This window comes from Psychroflexus sp. S27 (assembly GCF_002810405.1).
Taxonomy (GTDB): Bacteria; Bacteroidota; Bacteroidia; order Flavobacteriales; family Flavobacteriaceae; genus Psychroflexus; species Psychroflexus halocasei_A.
In genome coordinates, this window is sequence record NZ_NEXQ01000024.1 from 529,971 (window position 1) to 554,576 (window position 24,606).

The following is a 24,606-nucleotide window of genomic DNA, read 5'->3' on the forward strand; positions in this document are numbered from 1 at the left end:
ATGCCCTAATTCAAAATTAGGGCATTATAGTTTTATAACTAAGCTATTATTTTAATTTCTTGTCTTTCTTCCTTTAAAAGTTTTAGAGCCTGTTTTAGACATTGCATTTCTAAACCCAATAAAGTCTGTTGCCATATCTTGAGGGAAATATCTTCTTTGAGCTGGATCTAGCCAGTAAGCTCTATCTCTCCATGAACCTCCTTTGTAAACTCTGACGCTATCATCAATTAAAGTTGTTCTTTCATTAGATCTGTCATACTCACGGTTTAGACTATCTTGTTCAGCTGTGACTTGGTGTTGTGGTGAATTATACATTCTTTCATTATCAGAAGAACCTCCGTCTCCAAAGTATCTAGAAGAAAGTTTGTCACCATCTCTAAAGTCTTTATTATCACTGCGTGAAAAGTTAGTTCTCAAATAAGTTTCTTTTTCATCGATAGCTTCTTTTTCAATTTCACCAGGTAATCCGCGAGCTACGATTCTACCATCGCTTAAAGTGTCATACTTAACATCGTCAGCACCCAATACATTGACAGTTCCATCTTCATTGATCACATTTCTTGTATAAACGTTACCTCTGTAATAGTTAAAGTCGTTATAAGAAACATCGATTCTTGGTCTGTAAACATCAGCAACCCATTCAGAAACGTTACCTGCCATATCGTATAGTCCATAATCATTTGGCTCGTAAGTTTTAACCTCAGCAGTAATGTCTGCATTGTCATCACTCCAGCCTTGAATACCACCGTAATCACCGACAGCTTGTTTAAAGTTTGCTTTTTGGTCGCCTAAAGATTTTCTTTTTCCAGAACGTGTGTAATCTCCATCCCAAGGATATTTTTTACGCCCTTTATAAGAATTGTATTCTCTAACAGAAGATTGAGCTAAAGCAGCATACTCCCACTCAGATTCAGTTGGAAGTCTATATTCTGGATAGAAAACTCCATCTTTTTTCTGAATGTAGACATTTGAAGAATCTGCGTTTTTACGACTTAATTTTCTCTGAGTAGCTTTACCACCTTTGGTGATGGAATCATTACCTCCATAAACCTTACTCGGTGCATTTAAATAAGTTTCAGTTGTAAAGTTTGAAGAAGCATCGGCTTTCATATATGCATCTCTAGCTGTGTATCCTTCATCTGAAGCAATTTTTTCGTTAACTCTGTCTGTTCTCCAACGGCTAAATTCAGTCGCCTGAATCCAGTTGACACCAACAACAGGATAGTTTTGATAAGCAGGGTGTCTCAGGTAGTCATTAACCATATTTTCTAAGAAACCAAGTGGATTTCTCCACACTAAAGTATCAGGAAGAGCACCTTTATAAATATTAGAATATTTTTGATCTGTTGGAGGAAACATTTGTTTAAGGTAGTTCAAATATTCTAAGTACATGATATTTGTTACTTCGGTTTCGTCCATGTAAAATGACTGAATATGTTGCTGGACTGGTGTATTGTTCCAGTCATGCATCACGTCATCTTGCACTCTACCCATTGTATATGTACCACCTTCTATAAATACTAGTCCAGGAGCTGGTTCTTTCTCATCATAGTCCGTATTAAACTCAGGACCTCCATTTCTTCCAGTCAAATCCCAACCAGTAGCTCTAGATGAATCTGAATAATCTCTTGAATTATTACAACTTGCAACTGCAAGTGCAGCTATCATTGTAATCCCAACCTTTCGGAGATTTTTTAATTTCATAATTAAGATATTTATCAATAAGTAATTTAGGTTCGCAATATAATAATTAACGCTGTATTAACAAGATTATTTTTTTATAATCAAAAAAAAATAGATTTATGTTGTTAAAACTTTCTTTAAAATTAGATTTGCAATTATAATATCATAAGAAAACTCACGTTTCATAAGCAATGTATACAAATAGATTATTTCAGTTTTTGGGTGTTTTTGTTTTGTTTACAATTCACTCTTATGCTCAATCTCAAACAGTTGAACTCAATTGGAAATCAACTGAGACATTTGCTGTTGATGGTTCTTTCTCTTATAAAGTACCTCATTTTAATCAATTGTATTATAATTATGATCCTGTTGAGAAAAGTATTTCATACGCACGCAGTTGGGAGATCGATGGGAGTTCATATCAGGTTGAAAATATACAGTATGAGTATTTTGAGACGAGATCATTTGACGCGTTTCAGGCAGAAAAAGATATCAATCTACAAGCTTCAGTTTCTAAAGGACGTTCTAAATCATACTATAATATTGAATTTAATCCTATTATCAAAAATAACGGACGTTATCAACGCGTGACAAGTTTTGAACTAAGAGCGACAGGTTCAAGAGTAACAAACTCTCAAGGTTTTCAAACGCAATCAGTTCCCTCAGTTGATCATTCCATTTTTAAAAAATATCAACTTTATAAATTTTATGTTGAAGAAAATGGTGTTTATAAAATTACAGGTCGATTTTTAAAAAATCTTGGTATTGATATCAGTCAACTCGATTCAAGACGTATTAAATTATTTGGTCATGGAGGAGGAATGTTGCCTCTTGAGAATTCAGGAAACTTATATTTTGATCCGCCAGAGCATGCGATTCAAGTTTTTGATAGCGGAGACGGTGTTTTTAATGATAATGATTACCTTTTGTTTTACGGAACATCGACGCTTCAATGGAATGAGGAGAGTAAAACTAATATCAATCTTTATGCTGATCGCTCATATTATTATATAGCGATTGCAGAACCTAATGGTAAAAGAATTCTGCCAATGACTCAGCCTTCTGCGGCTGCAGATGTTATCGTGACTGATTTTCAAGACTATCAATTTTATGAAAAAGATGAAGTCAGTCTTGCATTAGTAGGAAGACGGTGGTTCGGTGATAGATTTGATTTAGAAACACAGCGGGATTATTCCTTTACTTTTGAAAATTTGGTCAGTTCAAAATCTGCCGAAATCAATGTTTATGCAGGTGCTGTTTCAGAGTTAAACAGCCAAATGTCAATCAAATATGACGGCCAGAATATTTCTCAAATCAATTTCGGTTCTACTTCCGCAACATCTCCAGCAACAGGCGGAAATTATAGCGGAAACATCAATTTGAGTTCTGATTCTTTTGATATTCAATTGACATATAACAAGAATGGCAATCCTGGTGCGATTGGCTATCTCGACTTCATCAGTATTGAAGCCACACGTGAATTAATGGCAGGAAGTGATCAATTTAAATTCAAAAATAGTGAAGCATCGCTTCCTAATGGTATTGCTGAATATCAAATTTCAAACGCTAATGAGGTCAACCAAGTTTGGGATATCACTGAGTTTGGTTCGCCACGTTCAGTCAGAAATACAAATCAAGAAAGTCTTTTTAGCTTTAAAACAAATATGTCTGGCGATAAAGAATTTGTCGCGATAACAGATAATTATTATGAACCGCAATATGAAAGATCTAAAACAATTGCAGAGCGCGTTAACCTGAAAGGTGAGGTTTTTATGAATTCGCAAAATCAATTTGAAGATGTTGATTTTATTATTATTACCAGAGAAGATTTTCTAGGTGCCGCAAATAAACTAGCAGATTTACGTCGTCAGAAAAACAATCTGACAACTAAGGTTGTGAAGCTCAAAGATATTTATGAAGAATTTAATTCAGGGAAACAAGATATTGGCGCGATACGTAATTTTATTCGCTACGTTTACTCCAACGCATCTTCGCCTTCTCAACGTTTGAAATATGTTGCTTTATTAGGAGATACTTCTGTAGATTTTAAAAACCGCTTACCTAATAATACCAATGTTGTTCCGACTTATCAAAGTTATGGAAGTTTTTCAAATACAAGAAGTTCTTTCATGTCTGATGATTTTTTTGCAATGATGGATCCTTCTGAAGGAAGAATGATTTCTTCAGATAAAATGGATTTGGCTGTCGGTCGAATTATAGCAAAAACACCGCAGCAAGCTTTTGAGATGATTAAAAAGATTGAAGAACATGAGTCACGTCCAGCTTATAAATCTTGGCGAAATGATTTTCTTTTGATTTCTGATGATGTTGATGAAGTTTATGAGTTTAACGATATTCAGGTTCAATTGGATGATTTAGGTGATGAAATCGCTGCAAACAGACCTACCATCAATGTCAAAAAAATTCATTCTGATGCTTATGAACAACAACCCTCAGCGGGTGGTGATCGTTATCCAGATGTGAATAAAGCGATTAACGAAGCTATTGAAGTTGGGGCTATTGTAGTTAATTATTTTGGTCACGGTGGGGAAGAGGGTTTAGCTCAAGAAAGAATAGTGACACAAACTTCTGTTCAGAACTGGACTAATCCATCGAGATACAATATTTTTGTAACTATTACTTGTGATTTCACGAAATTTGATAACCCACTTCGAGAAACTGGTGGCGAAATGACATACTGGAATCCTACAGGTGGCGCAGTCGGAATGGTTGCCACAACACGATCAATTACGGTTTCTGCTGGTGTTGCTTTTAATAATGCCTTCGCACCTTTTCTTTTTGATTTTGCAAATACTAAAGAAACGATAGCTGAGTCTGTTATGAATGCCAAGAATGCTTTATCAGGAAGCGGAAAACGTATTGTGTTTTTTATCGGTGATCCAACGATGCGATTACCTTTACCAGAACCACAAGTTCAAATTAGCCATATTAATGATGTTCCTGTTCAGCAATATTCTGATACACTTCAAGCATTGGATAAAGCTCAAATCAAAGGAAAAATAGTTGGCGGTAACGGACAAGTCCTTCAGAATTACCAAGGTGAATTGACAGCTTCTGTTTTTGACAAACGCATTGAAAGACAAACTTTAGGTAACGGAAATGTGACGCAAAACGGAGAGTTATTGATTATGGATTTTACAACTTTAGGAGAGTTGTTGTTTAACGGAAAAGCATCTATCAATAATGGTGAATTCGAATTTTCATTTGTTTTACCTAAAGATACCAAAATACCTATTGGTGAAGGTCGATTTAGTTTTTATGCTTTAGACAATGATGAATTAGATGAGTTTAGTGGATTCTCTGAAGATATTAAAATTGGAGGTTTAAACCAGAATGCACCTGATGATAATCAAGGTCCTTTGGTTAATGCTTATATGAACGATGAATCTTTTGTTAATGGAGGCATTACAAATTCTGATCCTTATATTTTGGCTTTATTAGAAGATGATAACGGAATTAACACCGCTGGCGGTATAGGTCATGATATCGTTGCGATTATTGATGGCGATGAAGAAAATCCGATTATTTTAAACGATTATTATGAGGCTGATGTAGATACATATCAATCGGGTAAAGTTTATTATCAATTAAAAGACTTGGAGCCAGGATTACATCATTTGACTTTAAAAGCTTGGGATGTTTACAATAATTCTGCAATTGCAGAGTTAGACTTTGTGGTAAGTGGTAATGATGAATTACGACTGACAAACGTTCTTAACTATCCTAACCCTTTTGTAGATTACACTGAGTTTTGGTTCAACCATAACCGACCATTTGAACCTTTAAATGTTCAAGTCCAGGTTTTTACAGTCACTGGGAAAATTGTTTGGAGTCATCAACAAACCATTACAACAGACGGATTTTTATCAAGAGATATTGTTTGGGATGGCTTAGACGATTTTGGTCAGAAAATAGGAAAAGGCGTTTATGTTTACAAATTGACAGTCGAATCTACAGTCACAAATCAAAGACAAGAAAAATACGAGAAATTAGTCATACTTCAATAAATTTATAACATTATATTTGCAATTCAAGTTACATTATGAAACATACATTTTTATTCACTTTACTTATAGCACTTGGTGCTCAACAAATAGCAAAAGCGCAAGATAATAGGCGTGTTGTCGTTACTGGTGTTCCTTTTTTAATGATTTCAGCAGATGCGCGTGCATCTGGTCTTGGTGATCAAGGAATAGCTACTAAAGCTGATGCTTTTTCACAACAATGGAATCCAGCAAAATATGTTTTTTCAGAAGCACAACAAGGTGTGGCTTTATCATACACACCTTATTTAAGAGAAATCGCTGATGATATTAACTTGGCGCAACTGACTTATTTTAATCGTTTTAATGAAAGAAGTTCTGTTTCTGCAAGTCTACGTTATTTCGGTATGGGTGGCGTTGAGTTAAGGGAGACTGCTGCTCAAGTGCCAAGAGAGGTTGAACCTAACGAGTTTGCACTTGATGTTAGCTACGCTTTGCGTTTAAGCGATATGTTTTCAATGGCTGTGACTGGACGTTTCATTCGATCTGATCTCAAAATTCCATCTGACATTAGCGATGCGTCTGCAGCAAATACTTTTGCAGCCGATATCTCTATGTTTTATCAAGGTGAAGAGCAAGTTTATAAAGATTTTAATGGACGTTGGAGAGCAGGCGCAAGCATTAGTAATATTGGTCCAAAAATCAAATATGATGATGCAGGTTCTGAGAACTTTTTACCTACTAATTTTAAAGCTGGTGTAGGGTTCGACTTTATCTTAGATGCTGCCAATACAATAGGTGTTTTTGCAGAGTTTAATAAGCTTTTAGTTCCTACTCCTCCAAAACTAGAAACAGACGAAAATGGTAATTTAACACAAGAAAGTCAAGACGCTTTAATTGATTACAATAACACAAATGAGTTTTCAGGTATCTTTTCGTCTTGGGGAGATGCGCCTGACGGCTTTTCTGAAGAGTTAAAAGAATTTACATGGGCATTAGGTGCTGAGTATTGGTATGAAAACAGCTTTGCTTTAAGAGTTGGTTACTTCAATGAAGCTGAGGATAAAGGATATAGAAAATACCTAACCATTGGTGCTGGATTTAAATACTCTTCAATAACAATTGATGCATCCTATTTATTCTCAACCTCTCCAGTTCAGAATCCTTTAGAAGGGACCTTAAGATTTGGATTAACTTTCAATATTAATTCAGGAGCTTATTATGAGTATTAATGATTTATAACATAATAAATATAGATTTTAAAAAAGTATCAATTTACATTGGTGCTTTTTTTATCTATTTTAGTGATTCAAAATATAATTATGATAAAAAAACAACTGACCTCTGAAATTGAAATTTACGATGATATTTCAGAATTAGATAAAGATACTCAAGAATTGATGAAAAAATCTCTTGAGGCAAGAAAGAAAGCCTATGCTCCATATTCTCATTTTTTAGTAGGCGCAGCACTTTTGCTAGATAATGAAGAAGTTGTATTAGGAAGTAATCAAGAAAATGCTTCTTATCCATCTGGATTATGTGCTGAACGAACAGCGATCTATTGGGCGGGTGCTAATTACCCTGAAAATAAGATTTTAAAAATAGCGATCTCAGCTTCTTCGGTTAAGAAGAAAAACGATCAGCCAATTCCACCTTGTGGCGCCTGTCGTCAGGCAATTGCTGAGTATGAACAAAAACAAAATCATCCTATTGAGATTTATTTTATGGGATTAGAAGGTAAGGTTGTGAAAGTTAGTTCTTTAGCAGATATTTTGCCTTTAGCTTTTGAGAATAAGTACCTAGAACTTTAAATGATGTTAAGTCTTTTTAAATCTACTTTAAAATATTACTTTTGTATTTCATTACTTTAGAATTTTAGAAACAAACGCCTAATGAAAAAGATCACAAAAAATACGTATCTCAAGTGGTACGAAGACATGCTTTTTTGGAGAAAATTTGAAGACAAATTAGCTCAAGTTTATATCCAACAGAAAGTCAGAGGGTTTTTACACCTTTATAATGGTCAAGAAGCCATTTTAGCTGGAGCACTTCACGTGATGGATCTTGAAAAAGATAAAATGATTACAGCTTATCGTAATCATGTTCAACCAATCGGAATGGGTGTTGATCCCAAAAAAGTGATGGCTGAACTTTATGGTAAGAAAACAGGTACCTCTCAAGGTTTAGGTGGTTCAATGCACATTTTCTCAAAAGAACACAGATTTTTTGGAGGTCACGGTATTGTTGGTGGTCAAATTCCTTTAGGTGCAGGAATCGCATTTGCGGATAAATATTTTGATAGAAATGCTGTAACACTTTGTTTCTTAGGTGATGGTGCATCAAGACAAGGTTCTTTGCATGAAACTTTTAACATGGCAATGAACTGGAAATTACCAGTTGTGTTTTGTGTTGAAAACAATGGTTATGCGATGGGAACTTCTGTTTCTCGAACGGCTAACCATGAAGATATTTGGAAACTTGGTTTAGGTTACGAAATGCCTTGTGGACCTGTAGATGCTATGCGACCAGAGAAAGTTGCTGAAGCTTTAGATGAAGCGATCGATAGAGCAAGATCAGGTAATGGACCAACGTTTTTAGATCTTAAAACGTACAGATATAGAGGACACTCGATGAGTGATGCTCAAAAATATAGAACAAAAGAAGAGGTTCAGGAATATCAAAAAATTGACCCGATTATTCAGGTGAAAGACATTATTCTTGATAAAAAATACGCAAGTGAAGATGACATCAAAGAAATCGATCAACGCGTAAAAGATAAGGTGAAGGAATGTGAGGAGTTTGCAGAAGACTCTGACTTCCCAGATAAAAGCTTTATGTACGATGTTGTTTACGAACAAGAAGATTATCCATTTATTCCTCATAAATTATAATTACTTATGGCAGAAATTGTAAAAATGCCACGCTTAAGCGACACTATGGAAGAAGGTGTTGTAGCGAAATGGCTAAAAGAAAAAGGCGATAAAGTAGAAGAAGGTGATATTTTAGCTGAAATCGAAACTGACAAAGCGACGATGGAGTTTGAATCATTCCACGAAGGAACACTATTACATATTGGTGTTGAAGAAGGTGATGGTGCTCCAGTTGATAGTTTACTTGCCATTATTGGTGAAGAAGGTGAAGATGTTCAGGATTTAATAAAAAAAGCAAAATCTGAATCTTCAGATGATGGTGCGTCAAAGGATGATGTTTCTGATAAGGAAAAGTCTAAGGAAGATGATTCAGTAGATAATGATTCTGAAGAAGATGATACATCTGATGACAACCAAAAATCTAACGATTCTGATGATGGCGATTTGCCAGAAGGTGTTGAGGTTGTTACCATGCCACGCTTAAGTGATACGATGGAAGAGGGAACTGTTGCCACTTGGTTGAAATCAGTTGGTGATGAAGTTGAAGAAGGCGACATTTTAGCTGAGATCGAAACGGATAAAGCAACAATGGAGTTTGAATCTTTCTTTTCGGGACAATTACTTCATGTCGGTATTGATGAAGGTGAGTCTGCTCCAGTTGATGATGTTCTTGCAATCATTGGTCCAGAAGGAACTGATGTTGATAAGGTGCTGAGTCAAATTGGTAATGGCGCAAAATCTTCTAAAAAGTCTTCAGACAAGAAATCTGATAAGAAAAAATCTGATGATAAATCAGAAAGTCAAGATTCTGATGAGGGTGGAAAAAATCGTCAAGAAAAAACAGGAAATAAAGCGAGTAACTCTACTGATAGTAAAGGACGCATTTTAGCTTCTCCTTTAGCAAAAAAAATCGCTGAAGATAAAGGTATTGATTTGTCACAAGTTGAAGGTTCAGGTGATCATGGACGTATTGTGAAAAAAGATGTTGAAAATTACAAACCTAGTGAGCAATCTAAGCAAGCGCCAAAACAAGCTGAATCTAAACAGCAAGAAAAAGAAGCGCCGCAAAAAGCTGCACCACAAGTTGAGGTTTATCAACCAGCAGGAGAAGAATCTTTTGAGGAAGTCAAAAATTCTCAAATGCGTAAAACAATTGCAAAACGTTTAGCTGAATCTAAATTTAACGCACCTCATTATTACCTTACTATAGAGGTTGATATGGAAAATGCGATGGCTTCACGCAAACAAATTAACGCAATGCCTGATACTAAAGTGTCATTTAATGATTTGGTGATCAAAGCTTCAGCGATGGCTTTACGTAAACACCCACGTGTCAATTCAACATGGCAAAATGATGTCACACGTATTGCTAAACATATTCATATTGGAGTTGCAGTCGCAGTTGATGAAGGTCTAGTTGTGCCAGTTCTTGAATTTGCTGATCAACAACCGCTTACTTTAATTAACAATAATGTGAAATCATTGGCAAAAAAGGCTCGTGATAAAAAATTACAGTCTAAAGAAATGGAAGGTTCGACCTTTACGGTTTCTAACTTGGGAATGTTTGGTATTGTTGAGTTTACAAGTATTATTAATCAACCTAACTCATCAATTCTATCAGTTGGTGCAATTGTTGAAAAACCAGTTGTGCGTGATGGCGAGATCAAAGTTGGTCATACAATGAAATTGACTTTAGCTTGTGATCACAGAACAGTTGATGGTGCAACAGGTTCAGAGTTTTTACAAACATTGAAAACTTATCTTGAAAATCCAGTGACAATGTTAGCTTAAGATATTTTACAGATCAAGATTTGAATTATATTAGACTGTCTTTAAATTCGTTTTTAAAGACAGTTTTTTTATATTCACATTATGAAAAAAATAACATTATTATCCGTTTTCTTTTTTGGGATTTTAGCTTGTACTTCACAAAAGCAAGAACATGCCTCTCAAGAAAAAGAATCAACTCAACTTACACAATCTCCAAATGAAAGGAAAAATTTAAAAGGTCTTGAAGAATCTTTAAAATTTCTAACATCAGATGAACTTATGGGGCGTGATGTCGGTTCAGAAGGTCTTGAAAAAGCCGCTTATTACATTCAAGGAGTTTTTGAAAAAAATGGAATTAAGCCTTATCTCAATAAATCTTACCTCGATTATTTCACAGTCGGAGATCATAAAACCAGCAATGTTGTTGGCTATCTTCCAGGAGAAAATTCAGATTTACCTCCTTTAATTATCGGTGCGCATTATGATCATGTTGGTATTATAAAACCTATACAAGGTGATAGCATAGCAAATGGAGCAAACGATAATGCTTCAGGGACAGCAACAGTTTTGGAACTAGCAAAATATTTTTCAGGTCAAAAGCTTCAGCGTGATGTTATTTTTGCACTTTTTACTGCTGAAGAAAAAGGTTTGTTGGGCTCTAAACATTTGAGTGAAGTCCTTAAAAAGCAAGGGGTCAAGCCTTATGCTATTTTTAATATTGAAATGGTTGGCGTCCCGATGAAAGGAAAAGATTATTTGGCTTATATTACAGGTTATAATAACTCTAATTTTACTGAAATATTTAATAATATGACAGGAAAGAAAACTTTAGGTTTTCTACCAGAAGCTCAAGATATGAACTTATTTAAAAGAAGTGATAACTATCCTTTTTATGAAACTTTCAAAATTCCAGCACATACAATTTGCACTTTTGATTTTACAAATTTCGATTATTATCATCATGTGAGTGATGAGTTTAAAGAAATCGATATTGAACATATTCAAAACCTTATCGAACAAATTCAACTTGGGCTTTTAGGTATTGCTCAATCTTCAGAAAATAATATCAAATTAAATAATTAAAATGAAAACAGTTGTTATTACAGGGACAAGCCGAGGAATTGGTTACGAACTTGTTCGTCTTTTTGCAGATGCTGGTCATTATGTTTTTGCTTTATCCAGGAACTTTCAACCTATTGCGGATTTAAACTTGCCTCATGTTGAAAGTTTGGCTTGCGATTTAACAGATGAAAAGAATTTATCTGAAGTCGTTCAACACATTCTTGACAAAAAATCAAAAATTGATATTCTCATTAATAATGCTGGTCAGTTTTTAAAACAAGATTTTAAAGACACAGTGATGAAAGATGTTGAGTCTGTTTATAAAACAAATGTTTTCGGCGTTTTCGGCTTAACATCTCATCTAATTGAACATTTTTCTAATCCAGCACATGTTGTTACTATCAGTAGCATGGGAGGCGTTCAAGGAAGTGTGAAGTTTCCTGGATTGGCAGCCTATAGCTCAAGTAAAGCAGCAGTGATTACATTAACAGAATTACTCGCTGAAGAGTATAAAGAAACTGGTATCTCATTTAATGTTTTGGCTTTAGGTGCTGTGCAAACTGAAATGTTAGCCGCTGCCTTTCCTGGTTTAGAAGCTCCTGTTTCTGCACATGATATGGCAGATTATATTTTTGATTTTGCATTGAAAGGTCATCGTTATTATAATGGTAAACTTCTGCAAGTTGCCAACAGCACACCTTAAATTTTATAAATGCAACAAACGCTTCTGAAATATATTCCTTCAAGTGCTGTCACTTCAGTTTCTGAATTGATAAAAACCTATAATGTTCATCTTAAAATCGTTAAGGATAGACAAACTAAACATGGCGATTATCGCATGCTTCCAAGTGGTAAACATCAAATTACAGTCAATTATAGTTTAAATCCTTATCGATTTTTGATGACGCTTATTCACGAGATTGCACATCTAATCGCTTTTGAAACATATGGTCATCGTATTAAGCCACATGGGGTAGAGTGGAAGTACGTTTTTCAGAAATTGATGTTGCCTTTGATCAATCCAAAAGTTTTTCCTGATAGCTTATTACCAGTTTTAGCTAAGCATTTTAGGAATCCATCAGCAAGTAGCGATACTGATGCTTATTTGTCAATAGCTTTAAAGAAATATGATTCGCATAACGAAAAAAACTATATTTTTGAAATCCCAATAGGAAGCCTATTTACGGCTGCTAATGGTCGGGTTTTTAAGAAAGGAAAAAAACTTAGAAAGCGTTATGAGTGTTTGGAAATTTCTACCAAAAAAATATATGTTTTCCAACCCAATGCTGAAATAGAATTAATTAAAACAAAAAATTAGAAGGATAATGAATCCAAAAAATAAATATGCTGTGATAATGGCAGGAGGTGTAGGCTCTAGATTTTGGCCTGTGAGTAAAACCTCTCATCCAAAGCAATTTCATGATATGCTTGGTACTGGTAAAACATTGTTACAACAAACTTACAGTCGTTTAGCTAAATTTATTCCTGAAAATCAAATTCTGATTTTAACCAATGATATTTATGAGGATCTTGTTTTGGAACAAATTCCAAATCTTGAACCACATCAACTTTTTTTGGAGCCTGCCATGCGTAATACAGCACCATGTATTTTACTGGCAGCACTAAAAATTCATAAACTCAATCCTGAAGCTGTTATGCTTGTTGCACCAAGTGATCACTGGATTGAAGATGAGAAGAGCTTTGGCGAAAATTTAAACCAAGCTTTTGAAGTCGCTTCTAAGGAGAAAGCTTTGCTCACGCTTGGTATTCAACCTACTTTTCCTAACACGGGTTATGGCTATATCGAATATGAAAAAGATAAATCATCTGACATAAAAGATGTTATAAAGTTTACAGAGAAACCTGATTATGGCACTGCAAAATCTTTCCTTAATCAAGGTAATTTCTTGTGGAACGCAGGTATTTTTATTTGGTCAACAGATTATATTTTGAATGAGTTTAAAGAATTTCAACCTGATATGTTTTCGCTTTTTAATGATGAAGCCTCAAAGTTGAACACATCCGATGAACGTCAAGTTATTTCTGATATTTATCCTAAGGCAGAAAATATTTCAATTGATTATGCTATTTTAGAAAACTCAGAATCAGTGAAATGTGTTCCAGCCAATTTTGATTGGAATGATTTAGGAACCTGGGGATCTTTGCATGATAAACTTGATAAAGATTCTGAAAAGAATGCAGTTGTCAATGCTAAAGCGATTTTAAATCATAGCTCAAACAATATCATACGAACTGAAAAAGATAAAATTGTAGTTATACAAAGGCTTAATGATTTTATTATTGTTGAGGATGAAAAAGTATTGGTGATAGCACCAAAGTCAGATGAACAAGATATTAAAAAATTAAGGCAGCAAGCGATTGAAAAATTCGGTGATGCAATAGGTTAAAATGGAAGAAGACAAAAACAAAAATAATTTGGGACAAGCAGCTGGTGATGGCTCAAAAGAGTCTCAAAAAAGCCAAGATGATTCTGCTCAGCAAAAATCTGATGATGAAAAATCGACAGATAACGTGAAGCAGAATGCCAAAAAAACTTATGGTAGCATCAGAAATTATCTTATTCATTTATTAGATATACGAGATGAAACCGATCGTGACTCAACGATGGAAGCTATTATAAAAGATATTCCTTTTCGTGGTCACAATGCTTGGATTTTAGTTTTTTCGATTATTGTCGCTTCCATTGGTTTAAACGTAAGTAGTACAGCTGTGGTTATTGGAGCCATGTTAATTTCTCCATTAATGGGACCAATTGTTGGTTTAGGTTTTTCAGTTGCTATTAATGATATTGACACGACACGCCGATCTTTGATTAACCTTGGCGTTATGGTTGGTTTAAGTGTTGTCACAGCTTTTCTATATTTTCAACTATCACCATTAACTGAGTTAACACCGGAACTTGAAGCCAGAACGGAGCCGACTATTTTGGATGTGATTGTTGCTATTTTTGGTGGTTTGGCCTTAATTATTGCTAAAACTAAAAAAGGAACAATTGCAAGTGTTATTTTTGGTGTTGCAATTGCTACAGCTTTAATGCCGCCTTTATGTACAGCTGGTTACGGTTTGGCAGTATGGGACTTGAGTATTTTTGGAGGAGCAATGTATTTGTTCACAATTAATACAGTTTTTATCGCATTATCCACATTTGTGGTTTCTAAGGTTTTAAAATTTCCATTGGTCAGATATGCCAATTCGAAACGTCGTAAATTTATAGCACGATCAACTTACTTCATTGCTGTGATCGCAATTATTCCGAGTATTTATTTGTTTTATAAATTACTTCAAGAGTCTTATTTTGATCAAAGTGCTAAACTTTTTGTCACTGAGGAACTAGCGAGCACTGGAAACAATGGCTTTTTTTTACAAACAAATTCAACACATATTGAATACAATAATGGTGATAACTCATTAATTGAAGTTGCTTTCTTGGGTAAAGAAATACCTGAAGAAGTGATTAATATTTGGAAACAAAAATTAGGGACTTACGAAAATTTAAAAAACGCAGATTTGAGAATTTTACAAAACTCAAATTCTGATAAATTTAATGAGTTTAGATACATGGTTGAACTTAAACGTCGTGATTCTCTTGACCTTATTGAAAAGCAAAACAAAATTGCTGCCTTAGAATCAGAACTTCAAAAAGTTTATGTCAAGAAAGTAGATTTGCCATTTGCGCAAATAGCTCAAGAAATTAAACTGAATTACGATGAGGTGAGTCGCGTTTCATTTTCTGAAGTCTTGACATCTAATTTTAAAAAGATTGACACCATCCCAAGCTTTCAGATTATGGTGAAAGACAGCATGTCAATTGAAAGAAAAAATGAATTAGCCTCCAAAATTCAGAAGTGGTTAAGCTATAAGTTGGAAACAAAAAACTTAAAAGTTGATGTTTCTCTTCCTTAATATTGTTTTTTAGGTTTTTAAATGATAGCTTTTTAGGATTCAGAATGACTCGATTAAGAGAGAAAACTTAATAACCTTTTTGCTGGGCAACTCTCACTTTTTTGAAAAGATTAGAAGAATAAACGAAACTAATCAGGTCTTCATTATCTGCATTATGAATAATTTTATTGTTACCTTCCCATTCAATAATGCCATTTTGCAGATAAACAATTTTTTCACCTATCTCAAAAACTGAGTTCATATCATGCGTGTTCACAACTGTAGTGATATTGTTTTCTTTAGTAATTTCTTGAATAAGTTGATCAATAATAGTTGCTGTATTTGGATCAAGACCAGAGTTAGGTTCGTCACAAAATAAAAACTTTGGTTTATTAACAATCGCTCTTGCAATTGAAACTCTCTTTTGCATACCACCACTAATCTCTGACGGAAATTTATCATTTGCGTTTGGAAGGTTCACACGTTCCAACACCTCAGAGACACGGTTTTCCATTTCAGCTTTGGTCATTTTGGTAAACATACGTAAAGGAAACATAACGTTTTCAAAAACTGTCATTGAGTCAAATAAAGCTCCACCTTGGAAAACCATACCCATATTTTTACGAAGTAAAGCTTTTTCGTTTTTTGTAAAATCGTTGTAGGTTTTATCATTGAAGTAAATGTCTCCTTGAGTTGGTTTGTGCAAACCTAAAAGACATTTTAGAAAAACTGTTTTTCCTGAACCAGATTGACCAATAATTAAGCTTGTTTGACCAGGCTCAAAAGTGGTGTTGATGCCTTTTAAGACTTCTGTATCATCAAATGATTTGTGTAGATTTTCAACTGATATCATAATAAACTAGCTTAATAAAATTTGTGTGATCACATAGTTTGCAACAATGATAATGACACTTGTCCACACGAAAGAAGTGGTACTTGCTCGGCCAACTTCAAGTGCGCCACCCTTCATATAATATCCATGAAAGGACGGAACAGTTGCTAATATAAACGCAAAAACGACCGTTTTAACAAATGCATAAGCAACTTGAAAAGGAATGAAATCTTGCTGCATTCCTGTTAAAAAGGATTCTGAACTTAGAAAGCCTCCTAACACTGCTGCCAAATATGCCCCGATAACTCCCACAAACATAGATATGGCAATTAAGAAAGGATAAAAAAGCATTGCGATAATCTTAGGGAAAACCAAGTAATTTAAAGAGTTAATTCCCATAACTTCTAAAGCATCAATCTGCTCAGTCACTCGCATGGTTCCAATACTTGATGTGATAAAAGAGCCAACTTTACCAGCCATAATAATGGAGATAAAAGTAGGTGCAAATTCTAAAATAATGGATTGCCGAGCTGCATAACCTATTAAAGATTTTGGGATTAATGGATTTGATAAATTTAGCGCCATTTGAATAGAAACAACCGCTCCAATAAAGAATGAAATGAAAACAACAATCCCTAAAGAGTTTGTCATTAAATCATTTATTTCTTGAATAATTAATCGTCTAAGTACAGAGCCTTTTGTCATTTTTTTAAACAAATCTCCAAGCATCATAAAGTACTGACCTACACTCTCTATATAATTCATTTGTATTTTAATCCTGAAATGAAGGATAAAAATATGATAAAAACTTGACCTATCAATTTAACTTGCTCTTTATCTTTAATGTTAAAGACATTCTTAACTTTGCAGAAAAAATATAATGAGAAAAATCTTACTTCTGGGAATACTATTTGTCGCAGGTTTAAACCTTCATGCTCAGGATCAAAAACCAAAATTAGTCGTTGGCGTTGTTGTAGATCAAATGCGTTTTGATTACCTCAATAAATTTGAAAAACATTATTCAAATGATGGTTTTAAGCGCCTAAAAACTGGCGGTTTTGAAATGAAAAATTTACATTTTGATTATGTGCCAACTTATACAGCTCCAGGTCACAGTTCAATATTTACGGGAACTAGTCCGATGATGCATGGGATTATTTCAAACAATTGGTTTGACAAAACAAGTGGGAAATATGTGTATTGCGCAGGTGATGATTCTGTCAACTCTTTAGGTACAAAAAACAAAGCTGGAAAAATGTCACCGCACAGGTTATCAACAACAACTTTTGCTGATCAAAATAGATTGCACACACAATTTAGAGGGAAAACAATTGGTGTTTCCATTAAAGATCGTGGTGCAATTTTGCCAGCTGGTCATACAGCAAATGCTGCTTATTGGTTTCATGGGAAAGATGAAGGTCACTTTATATCAAGTGATTTTTATTTTGATAAATTACCAAAGTGGGTTCAAGAATTCAATAAATCCAAAATTGCAAAATCATACTTAAAGGAGTGGAAAACACTAAAACCAATTGAGTCTTATACGGAAAGTGGTAGTGATGAGAATAATTACGAAAACGGATTTAAAGGAAAGAAAAAAGCAACTTTCCCTTATGATTTGAAGAAGTTAAGTAAAAAGAATGGCGGTTACGATATTTTGAAAGCAACAGCTTATGGTAATAGTTTACTACTCGATTTCGCAAAAGCCGCAATAAATCATGAAAAATTAGGACAAGGAGAGTTTACTGATGTTTTGACATTAAGTTTTTCTAGCACAGATTATGTTGGCCATAATTTCGGAGTCAACTCAAAAGAGATTCAAGATACTTACGTCCGTTTAGATCTTGAAATCGCTGATCTCCTAAATTATTTAGATAAAAAAGTAGGAGAGGGCAACTATACACTTTTTCTGACTGCGGATCATGGAGCTGTTCATGTACCACAATTCATGAAAGATAAAAAAATACCTGCTGGTTATTTTGATACAAAACAATTTAAAAAAGATGTCAAGTCTTTTGTGGAAGAAAATTTGGATCTTGATGCTTCAGTGATAAGAAATATCAGTAACAACCAGATTTTCTTAGACTATGATCAGTTTAAAACTTATACTGATTTTGTTGAAGTCCAAAACGAACTCAAACACTTCTTGATTCAGTATGATCAAATTGACAAGGTTTTTACCCGTGAAAATATTGAAAATAACGACATGAGCTACTCAGCTGCTGAGTTAATCAAAAGAGGCTTTAACCAAAAAAGAAGTGGTGATGTTATTTATGCGTTGAACCCTTCAGTTATTTCTTATTCTCGTAAAGGCTCAACACACGGGAGCAGTTTAAACTATGATACTCAAGCACCATTTTTAATTTACGGAGCTGGTATTAAACAAGGTCAAAGCTTCAGGAAAGCTTATATCACAGATATCGCTCCAACGATTTCAGCCTTATTAGGAACAGCAATGCCAAACGGAGCAACTGGCCATGTGATTATTGAAGCTTTAAAATAATTTAGCTTTAACGCCATTCCAACGAAGTTGACGAATAAATTTCCCTTGTTTAGCATTAACTAAATAAGGGATTTTTTTTGTTTTAGCAGAAAGAAAAGCAGAAGTAGACTTTAAAATGAAACCTAAATCTTTCTTATTGACTCCCATTTTTAATGAAGTAATCAAAGCTAAGCCAAAGTCATATCGCATTTGATGAAGCGAGACTCCAAATTTATTAGGTAGCGATTTTTTATACCGACTTCCAGTTGGCTTCAGGTGCTTGACTAATAAGCTTTCATCTGTTTTGATTTTATAACCATGATATTGACAGAGGAGTTCATCAATTGTATCCCAGCCCATTTCAGGAATAAGACCATTTATTTTTTTAAAACATCTTGCAGAATATGCTTTTAAAGCACCGCGAACATGATCTTTATTTGTCAGATTCTCTAATTGCCATTTGCCATTTTTTTCAATAGAACAGAAACCTCCAAAAATTCCTAGCTTAGCATCAGTAAGAAAAGTTTTTGACATTTCTTCTAAATAATTTTCAGGAAAAATGAGATCAGCATCGTATTTACAGACAAGATCGTAATCTATTGTTTTGTGTGCATAGCCAAACTGAAAAGCTTTGATGATTTTACTTCCAGGCTCGTGTTGTTCTGATGATTCTTTATAAACTAACTTAACTGCTGAATTTTTTTCAGCATATTCAGAAACAATTGCATTTGTTTCATCAGTTGAGTTATCATCAACAACAATAATTTGTTGAGCTGCATAGGTTTGTGTCAACAGAGAATCTAACGTTTTACCAATACTATCAGCTTCATTGTGTGCTGGTATGATAATAAGAATTTTCATCTGTTATGATCGATATGTAATCGCATTGACATTCATACCTGCTCCAATACTTGCAAACATCACGATATCACCTTTTTGAAGAGGTTCGCCATAATCACCGTTCATATAAAGATTAAAAAGAGTTGGAATCGTAGCGACACTTGAATTTCCTAATTTGCTAATGCTCATTGGCATCACGCCTTCAGGTACTTTTTTATCATATAACTTAAAGAAACCTTTAATAATTGCCTCATCCATTTTTTCATTAGCTTGATGAATGAAAATTCGTTTCAGATTATTAATGTCTTCTTTACTTTCATCAAAACAAGCTTTCATAGCTTTAGGAACTTCAGTAAGTGCAAAATTATAAATCCTTCTTCCGTGCATTTTGATATAACCGCGTTCATCATGTTGATCAGGAGAATAAGATTTATTAAAAAATATGTATTTCGACTCTTTATAAGTATGACTAGCTGTCTTATGTGTTATGATGCCACTTGAACCATCTGTCGCTTCTAATATTGTTGCACCAGCTCCATCAGCATAAATCATAGAATCTCTATCATGCGGATCAACCACACGCGATAAAGTTTCTGCACCTATAACAAGTACGCGTTTTGCAATGCCGCTATTGATAAAAGATTTTGCATGTATGCAAGCTTGTATCCAACCTGGACAACCAAAGATAAGGTCGTAAGCAACGCAGTTTGGGTTTTTTATTTTTAAAATAGACTTGACACGTGCGCCTATATTGGGAACCATGTCAGATTGTTGAGTTTCATGCTTGACATCTCCGTAATTGTGAGCGACAATAATGTAATCTAATGTTTCAGGGTCAATGTTAGCATGTGAAATTGCTTTTTGTCCTGCAACAGCAGCAATATCAGAAGTCGTTTTAGACTTTTCAACGTAACGTCTTTCTTCTATTCCTGTAATATCTTTAAATTTTTGAATAATTTCTTCTTGATCAGAATCATAGCCTACTTCACTAGGTGTGAAAAATTTATGATTAAGGAAATCTTCATTTTTGATAACAGTAGAAGGGATATAACTTCCTACTCCAGTTATTTTTACGTTGTGCATAGTTTTGGTATTTTCAAAGTCTAATTCAAAATTCAACTAATTTATTGAACTTATCAATAAAATAGCCTAAAAAATCTAAGATAATTTGATGATATATGAGATGTGTCAAAAAAATGGCGACAGATTTTTATCTATCGCCATAATTAAATCAAATCTTAATTATTTTAAACGTATTCTTCAACAGGAGCACAAGAACACATTAAGTTTCTGTCTCCATAAGCTTCATCAACACGACGTGTTGTTGGCCAGAATTTATTTTCATTCAAATAATCTAAAGGAAAAGCAGCTTTTTTTCTTGAGTAGGGAAACGTCCACTCATCAGCTGTAATCATCGCTAATGTATGTGGTGAATTTTTAAGAATGTTATCCTCATCATCTTTTGAGCTGTTTTCAACTTCTTCTCGAATCGAAATCATTGCATCACAAAAACGATCGAGTTCTTCTTTATTCTCACTCTCAGTCGGCTCAATCATTAATGTTCCTGCTACTGGAAATGAAACAGTAGGTGCGTGGAAACCGTAATCGATCAAGCGCTTAGCAACATCTTTAACTTCAATACCATACATTTTTGTAAAATGACGACAGTCAATAATCATTTCGTGAGCTGCACGGCCTCTTTCACCTGAGTATAAAGTTTTATAATGTTTAGAAAGCTTAGCTTTAACATAGTTCGTGTTTAGGATTGCAGTTTTTGTTGAAGCTGTTAAACCTTGCTCTCCGAGCATTCTGATATAACCATAAGATATTAAGCAGACCAAAGATGATCCGAATGGAGCACTCGATATAGCTGAAATACCTTGTTCTCCACCAACTTCAATAACTGGGTTTGTTGGTAAAAAAGGAACAAGTTGCTCGGCAACACAAATAGGCCCAACACCTGGACCTCCGCCACCGTGAGGTATTGCAAAAGTTTTATGTAAGTTAAGGTGACATACATCTGCACCAATTCGACCTGGACTCGTTAAGCCAACTTGCGCATTCATATTTGCACCATCCATGTAAACTTGACCACCTTTATCATGTACGATGTCAGTGATTTCTATAATTGCAGATTCAAAAACACCGTGTGTTGAAGGGTAAGTTACCATCAAAGCTGCTAAGTTTTCTTTATGCTTTTCAGCTTTAGCTCTTAAATCATCAACATCAATATTTCCATTTTCGTTTGCTTTTACAACGACAACTTTCATTCCGGCCATAACAGCACTTGCTGGGTTTGTTCCGTGAGCCGATGAAGGAACTAAACAAATATTTCTGTGATCTTCATTGTTTGAGTGGTGGTAAGCTCTAATTGTCATTAAGCCTGCAAACTCACCTTGCGCACCAGAGTTGGGCTGAAGCGAAGTTGCAGCAAAACCTGTAATTTCAGTTAAATGCTTTTCTAAGTTTGTTAGCATTTCTCTATAACCTTTGGCTTGCTCTTTCGGTACAAAAGGGTGAATATTTCCCCATTGTGGATTTGATAAAGGAAGCATTTCAGAGGCTGCGTTTAACTTCATCGTACAAGACCCCAGAGAAATCATTGAATGATTTAAAGATAAATCTTTGCGTTCAAGCTTTTTGATGTAACGCATCAAAGCAGTTTCTGAGTGATATGAGTTAAAAACTTCATGCGTCATAAACTCCGTTTGACGACCAAGTTTATGATCAGCAATTAAATCTTTATCTATTGTTGAAACTTCTATTGATGTTTCATTAATAACATCAGCAAATATTTCAGCGATTGTATTCAGGTCCTCATCTGAAGTGGTTTCATTTAAAGAAATAACAACAGCATCAGAGTTTGGATAATAGAAGTTAACTCTTCGTTCTTCAGCTAAAGTTTTTATTTTTTTAGCATCAGCATTGACATGAATTGTGTCAAAGAATAATTCATTTTCTTGACGATAACCTAGTTTTTCAAGAGTGTCAGAAAGTTTGACGGTATTTTTGTGAACTTTATCAGCAATAAACTTTAACCCTTTTGGTCCATGATATACGGCATACATACCGGCCATTACAGCTAAAAGTACTTGAGCAGTACAAATGTTTGAAGTTGCTCTATCTCTTTTAATGTGTTGTTCACGTGTTTGTAAAGCCATACGTAAACTACGCTCTCCATCCATATCTTTGGTTACTCCAATAATACGACCTGGAAGGCTACGCTTATATTCTTCTTTTGTTGCAAAGTAAGCTGCGTGCGGACCGCCGTAACCTAAAGGAATACCGAAACGTTGCGTTGTTCCAACAACAACATCAGCACCCCAATCTCCAGGAGCCTCAAGCTTTACAAGGCTCAAGATGTCAGCCGCAACAGCAACTTTAATATTATTTTGAATAGCTTCTTGTGTGAAAGCTTCAAAATCTCTAATCAACCCGTTTTTACCAGGATATTGAAGTAAAACACCGAAGAATTCTTCAGAGAAATCAAAATCACCAGGATCACCAACAACCAATTCAATATTTAAAGGTTCAGAACGTGTTTCAAGGACAGCTAAAGTTTGTGGTAATACGTTTTCATCAACAAAAAACTTGATGACGTTATTTTTCTTTTGCTGTCTATCTCTAACAGCATGAAGTAATGTCATCGCTTCACTTGCAGAAGTGGATTCATCAAGAAGGGAAGCATTTGCGATTTCCATACCTGTTAATTCTGAAACAACGGTTTGGAAATTGAGTAGAGCTTCAAGTCGACCCTGAGCAATTTCAGCTTGGTATGGCGTATATGCTGTGTACCATCCTGGGTTTTCTAAAATATTACGCTGTATAACAGCAGGTAAAATAGCTTCGTGGTAGCCTAACCCAATATAAGATTTGAAAACCTGATTTTTTTGAGACAAATCATTGATATGACTTGCGAAATTATACTCGCTTAAAGCTTTTGGTAAATCAAGCTTTTTTTCAAGTTTAATATCGTCAGGAATTGTCTCGTAAATTAGCTGGTCAAGAGATTCAACACCGATGACCTTACACATTTCTGAAATGTCCTCAGGTCGAGGTCCAATGTGTCTTAGTGCAAACGATTCTGTATTCATTAGAAGCAGTTTAAAATTTGCAAACAAAAATACATCTTTAAAAAGAAAAGATTGCTTAAAAATGATGCATTATTCGTTAATTATATGTTTTAAATTTACACCGTGAATTTTCTTAAAAAAATAGTTGACTTTTATATAAACAGTAGTACGCATGTTGCTCTTGCAATAGTCAGTTTTACTGTGCTCACATTTATAGATTTAAAAATAGAAATCGACTACCACATAATAGCTTTTGTGTTCACAGCAAGCGTAACGGCTTACAATTTTGTTAAATATGCTGACATTGCAAGATTTAAACATGTAGAATTGACACCGCGCTTGAAGGTGATTCAGGTATACTCATTTTTAGTTTTTCTGTACCTTATATATAGTCTATTCTTTTTAAGCTTTACGACACTGCTTGTTGGTTTTGCTTTGGTCTTGTTAACACTACTCTATACTTTACCTGTTTTGCCTGGCTTTCATAATTTGAGAGATTTAGGTGGGCTCAAGATTTTTATTATTGCCATTGTTTGGGCGGTTTGTACAGTTGCGCTTCCTGTTGCTGCATCAGATGCAGTCTTTGAGATAAATATTCAACTGATTGTATACTTTATGATCCGTTTTTTCTGGGTGCTTATTCTGATTATTCCATTTGAGATAAGAGATTTGAAGGAAGACGCAACGCATCTAAATACTATCCCGCAAATGATAGGAGTGAGAGGAGCTAAATTGATAGGCATCTTTTTTATTGTTCTAAGCTTTGTATTGTTTCACATATATCATCCAGACTTTAAACGGTTATCATTTTTATTTATGAGTGGAGTTGTAGGAGTTTTTCTTCTTCTCTCTTCAGAGAAAAGAAGTCTGTATTATACTTCTTTTGCTGTGGAAGCGGTTCCTGTAATTTGGTTGCTTAGTTATTTCATATTCTAACCCTTTGATTTTCTATTGTTTAAAATTTATTTTAAATTTCTTTAAAATATTTCATTGTTTAGATGAAAAAAGGTTGTAGTTTTGCACCCGCAATAACGCATTGCACGATCATTGAGAGTAGGGTGTTTGAGAAGGGTTTTAGGAATTAAGA

Annotated in this window: 18 protein-coding genes; 12 read left to right on the forward strand and 6 right to left on the reverse strand. The window is 34.5% G+C overall.

What is annotated here, in order from left to right:
• Window positions 1-51: 51 nt before the first annotated feature.
• On the reverse strand, window positions 52-1,704 hold the full coding sequence (gene gldJ / locus CAP47_RS10220; RefSeq protein WP_100776512.1) for a gliding motility lipoprotein GldJ: 1,653 nt from the start codon (window positions 1,702-1,704) through the stop codon (window positions 52-54).
• A gap of 170 nt (window positions 1,705-1,874) precedes the next feature.
• Between gldJ and porU the strand changes: the two genes are divergently transcribed.
• The 10 genes from porU to CAP47_RS10270 all read left to right on the forward strand — a co-directional run bounded on the left by porU (window position 1,875) and on the right by CAP47_RS10270 (window position 15,313).
• Entirely contained in the window at window positions 1,875-5,711 is a 3,837-nt protein-coding gene (porU, locus tag CAP47_RS10225; RefSeq protein WP_100776513.1) for a type IX secretion system sortase PorU, read from the forward strand.
• Between the two features lie 35 nt (window positions 5,712-5,746).
• Window positions 5,747-6,919, forward strand: coding sequence for a type IX secretion system outer membrane channel protein PorV (porV, locus tag CAP47_RS10230; protein WP_100776514.1), 1,173 nt, complete (start codon window positions 5,747-5,749; stop codon window positions 6,917-6,919).
• A gap of 90 nt (window positions 6,920-7,009) precedes the next feature.
• The gene (gene cdd, locus CAP47_RS10235; protein WP_100776515.1) at window positions 7,010-7,498 is read left to right on the forward strand and encodes a cytidine deaminase; all 489 of its coding nucleotides are present in this window, start codon (window positions 7,010-7,012) and stop codon (window positions 7,496-7,498) included.
• An 81-nt stretch (window positions 7,499-7,579) separates the two neighbouring features.
• The gene (gene pdhA, locus CAP47_RS10240) at window positions 7,580-8,578 is read left to right on the forward strand and encodes a pyruvate dehydrogenase (acetyl-transferring) E1 component subunit alpha (RefSeq protein WP_100776516.1); all 999 of its coding nucleotides are present in this window, start codon (window positions 7,580-7,582) and stop codon (window positions 8,576-8,578) included.
• Between the two features lie 6 nt (window positions 8,579-8,584).
• Entirely contained in the window at window positions 8,585-10,348 is a 1,764-nt protein-coding gene (locus CAP47_RS10245; RefSeq protein ID WP_100776517.1) for a pyruvate dehydrogenase complex dihydrolipoamide acetyltransferase, read from the forward strand.
• Window positions 10,349-10,429: 81 nt separating this feature from the next.
• On the forward strand, window positions 10,430-11,410 hold the full coding sequence (locus tag CAP47_RS10250; RefSeq protein ID WP_100776518.1) for a M20/M25/M40 family metallo-hydrolase: 981 nt from the start codon (window positions 10,430-10,432) through the stop codon (window positions 11,408-11,410).
• 1 nt (window position 11,411) lies between these two features.
• Entirely contained in the window at window positions 11,412-12,092 is a 681-nt protein-coding gene (locus CAP47_RS10255) for an SDR family NAD(P)-dependent oxidoreductase (RefSeq protein WP_100776519.1), read from the forward strand.
• Window positions 12,093-12,101: 9 nt separating this feature from the next.
• Window positions 12,102-12,707, forward strand: a complete 606-nt coding sequence (locus tag CAP47_RS10260) for a SprT-like domain-containing protein (protein WP_100776520.1) — start codon at window positions 12,102-12,104, stop codon at window positions 12,705-12,707.
• A gap of 7 nt (window positions 12,708-12,714) precedes the next feature.
• The gene (locus tag CAP47_RS10265; protein WP_100776521.1) at window positions 12,715-13,797 is read left to right on the forward strand and encodes a mannose-1-phosphate guanylyltransferase; all 1,083 of its coding nucleotides are present in this window, start codon (window positions 12,715-12,717) and stop codon (window positions 13,795-13,797) included.
• Between the two features lies 1 nt (window position 13,798).
• The gene (locus CAP47_RS10270; protein ID WP_100776522.1) at window positions 13,799-15,313 is read left to right on the forward strand and encodes a DUF389 domain-containing protein; all 1,515 of its coding nucleotides are present in this window, start codon (window positions 13,799-13,801) and stop codon (window positions 15,311-15,313) included.
• A 67-nt stretch (window positions 15,314-15,380) separates the two neighbouring features.
• Here the strand turns inward: CAP47_RS10270 and CAP47_RS10275 are convergent, their stop codons facing one another.
• A complete protein-coding gene (locus tag CAP47_RS10275; protein WP_100776523.1) occupies window positions 15,381-16,145 on the reverse strand; it encodes an ABC transporter ATP-binding protein in 765 nt (254 codons plus the stop codon).
• 6 nt (window positions 16,146-16,151) lie between these two features.
• Window positions 16,152-16,889, reverse strand: a complete 738-nt coding sequence (locus tag CAP47_RS10280) for an MlaE family ABC transporter permease (RefSeq protein WP_100776524.1) — start codon at window positions 16,887-16,889, stop codon at window positions 16,152-16,154.
• 115 nt (window positions 16,890-17,004) lie between these two features.
• Here CAP47_RS10280 and pafA point away from each other — a divergent pair, with 115 nt between their 5' ends.
• Complete coding sequence (gene pafA / locus CAP47_RS10285; protein WP_100776525.1) at window positions 17,005-18,627, forward strand: alkaline phosphatase PafA; 1,623 nt, start codon at window positions 17,005-17,007, stop codon at window positions 18,625-18,627.
• Here the strand turns inward: pafA and CAP47_RS10290 are convergent.
• The 3 genes from CAP47_RS10290 to gcvP form a co-directional block, all read right to left on the reverse strand.
• A complete protein-coding gene (locus tag CAP47_RS10290) occupies window positions 18,619-19,467 on the reverse strand; it encodes a glycosyltransferase (protein WP_093237621.1) in 849 nt (282 codons plus the stop codon). The genes pafA and CAP47_RS10290 overlap by 9 nt on opposite strands.
• 3 nt (window positions 19,468-19,470) lie before the next feature.
• Window positions 19,471-20,529: a 3-oxoacyl-ACP synthase III family protein gene (locus tag CAP47_RS10295; RefSeq protein WP_100776553.1), complete on the reverse strand. Its 1,059-nt coding sequence runs from the start codon at window positions 20,527-20,529 to the stop codon at window positions 19,471-19,473.
• A gap of 164 nt (window positions 20,530-20,693) precedes the next feature.
• The gene (gene gcvP, locus CAP47_RS10300) at window positions 20,694-23,540 is read right to left on the reverse strand and encodes an aminomethyl-transferring glycine dehydrogenase (protein WP_100776526.1); all 2,847 of its coding nucleotides are present in this window, start codon (window positions 23,538-23,540) and stop codon (window positions 20,694-20,696) included.
• Between the two features lie 102 nt (window positions 23,541-23,642).
• Between gcvP and CAP47_RS10305 the strand changes: the two genes are divergently transcribed.
• Window positions 23,643-24,455, forward strand: a complete 813-nt coding sequence (locus tag CAP47_RS10305; RefSeq protein WP_100776527.1) for a prenyltransferase — start codon at window positions 23,643-23,645, stop codon at window positions 24,453-24,455.
• The last annotated feature ends 151 nt before the right edge of the window (window positions 24,456-24,606 follow it).

Coding starts and splice junctions, on each gene's coding strand:
- gldJ (WP_100776512.1), bottom strand. CDS start 1,704: ATGAAATTAAAAAATCTCCGAAAGGTTGGGATTACAATGATAGCTGCA.
- porU (WP_100776513.1), top strand. CDS start 1,875: ATGTATACAAATAGATTATTTCAGTTTTTGGGTGTTTTTGTTTTGTTT.
- porV (WP_100776514.1), top strand. CDS start 5,747: ATGAAACATACATTTTTATTCACTTTACTTATAGCACTTGGTGCTCAA.
- cdd (WP_100776515.1), top strand. CDS start 7,010: ATGATAAAAAAACAACTGACCTCTGAAATTGAAATTTACGATGATATT.
- pdhA (WP_100776516.1), top strand. CDS start 7,580: ATGAAAAAGATCACAAAAAATACGTATCTCAAGTGGTACGAAGACATG.
- CAP47_RS10245 (WP_100776517.1), top strand. CDS start 8,585: ATGGCAGAAATTGTAAAAATGCCACGCTTAAGCGACACTATGGAAGAA.
- CAP47_RS10250 (WP_100776518.1), top strand. CDS start 10,430: ATGAAAAAAATAACATTATTATCCGTTTTCTTTTTTGGGATTTTAGCT.
- CAP47_RS10255 (WP_100776519.1), top strand. CDS start 11,412: ATGAAAACAGTTGTTATTACAGGGACAAGCCGAGGAATTGGTTACGAA.
- CAP47_RS10260 (WP_100776520.1), top strand. CDS start 12,102: ATGCAACAAACGCTTCTGAAATATATTCCTTCAAGTGCTGTCACTTCA.
- CAP47_RS10265 (WP_100776521.1), top strand. CDS start 12,715: ATGAATCCAAAAAATAAATATGCTGTGATAATGGCAGGAGGTGTAGGC.
- CAP47_RS10270 (WP_100776522.1), top strand. CDS start 13,799: ATGGAAGAAGACAAAAACAAAAATAATTTGGGACAAGCAGCTGGTGAT.
- CAP47_RS10275 (WP_100776523.1), bottom strand. CDS start 16,145: ATGATATCAGTTGAAAATCTACACAAATCATTTGATGATACAGAAGTC.
- CAP47_RS10280 (WP_100776524.1), bottom strand. CDS start 16,889: ATGAATTATATAGAGAGTGTAGGTCAGTACTTTATGATGCTTGGAGAT.
- pafA (WP_100776525.1), top strand. CDS start 17,005: ATGAGAAAAATCTTACTTCTGGGAATACTATTTGTCGCAGGTTTAAAC.
- CAP47_RS10290 (WP_093237621.1), bottom strand. CDS start 19,467: ATGAAAATTCTTATTATCATACCAGCACACAATGAAGCTGATAGTATT.
- CAP47_RS10295 (WP_100776553.1), bottom strand. CDS start 20,529: ATGCACAACGTAAAAATAACTGGAGTAGGAAGTTATATCCCTTCTACT.
- gcvP (WP_100776526.1), bottom strand. CDS start 23,540: ATGAATACAGAATCGTTTGCACTAAGACACATTGGACCTCGACCTGAG.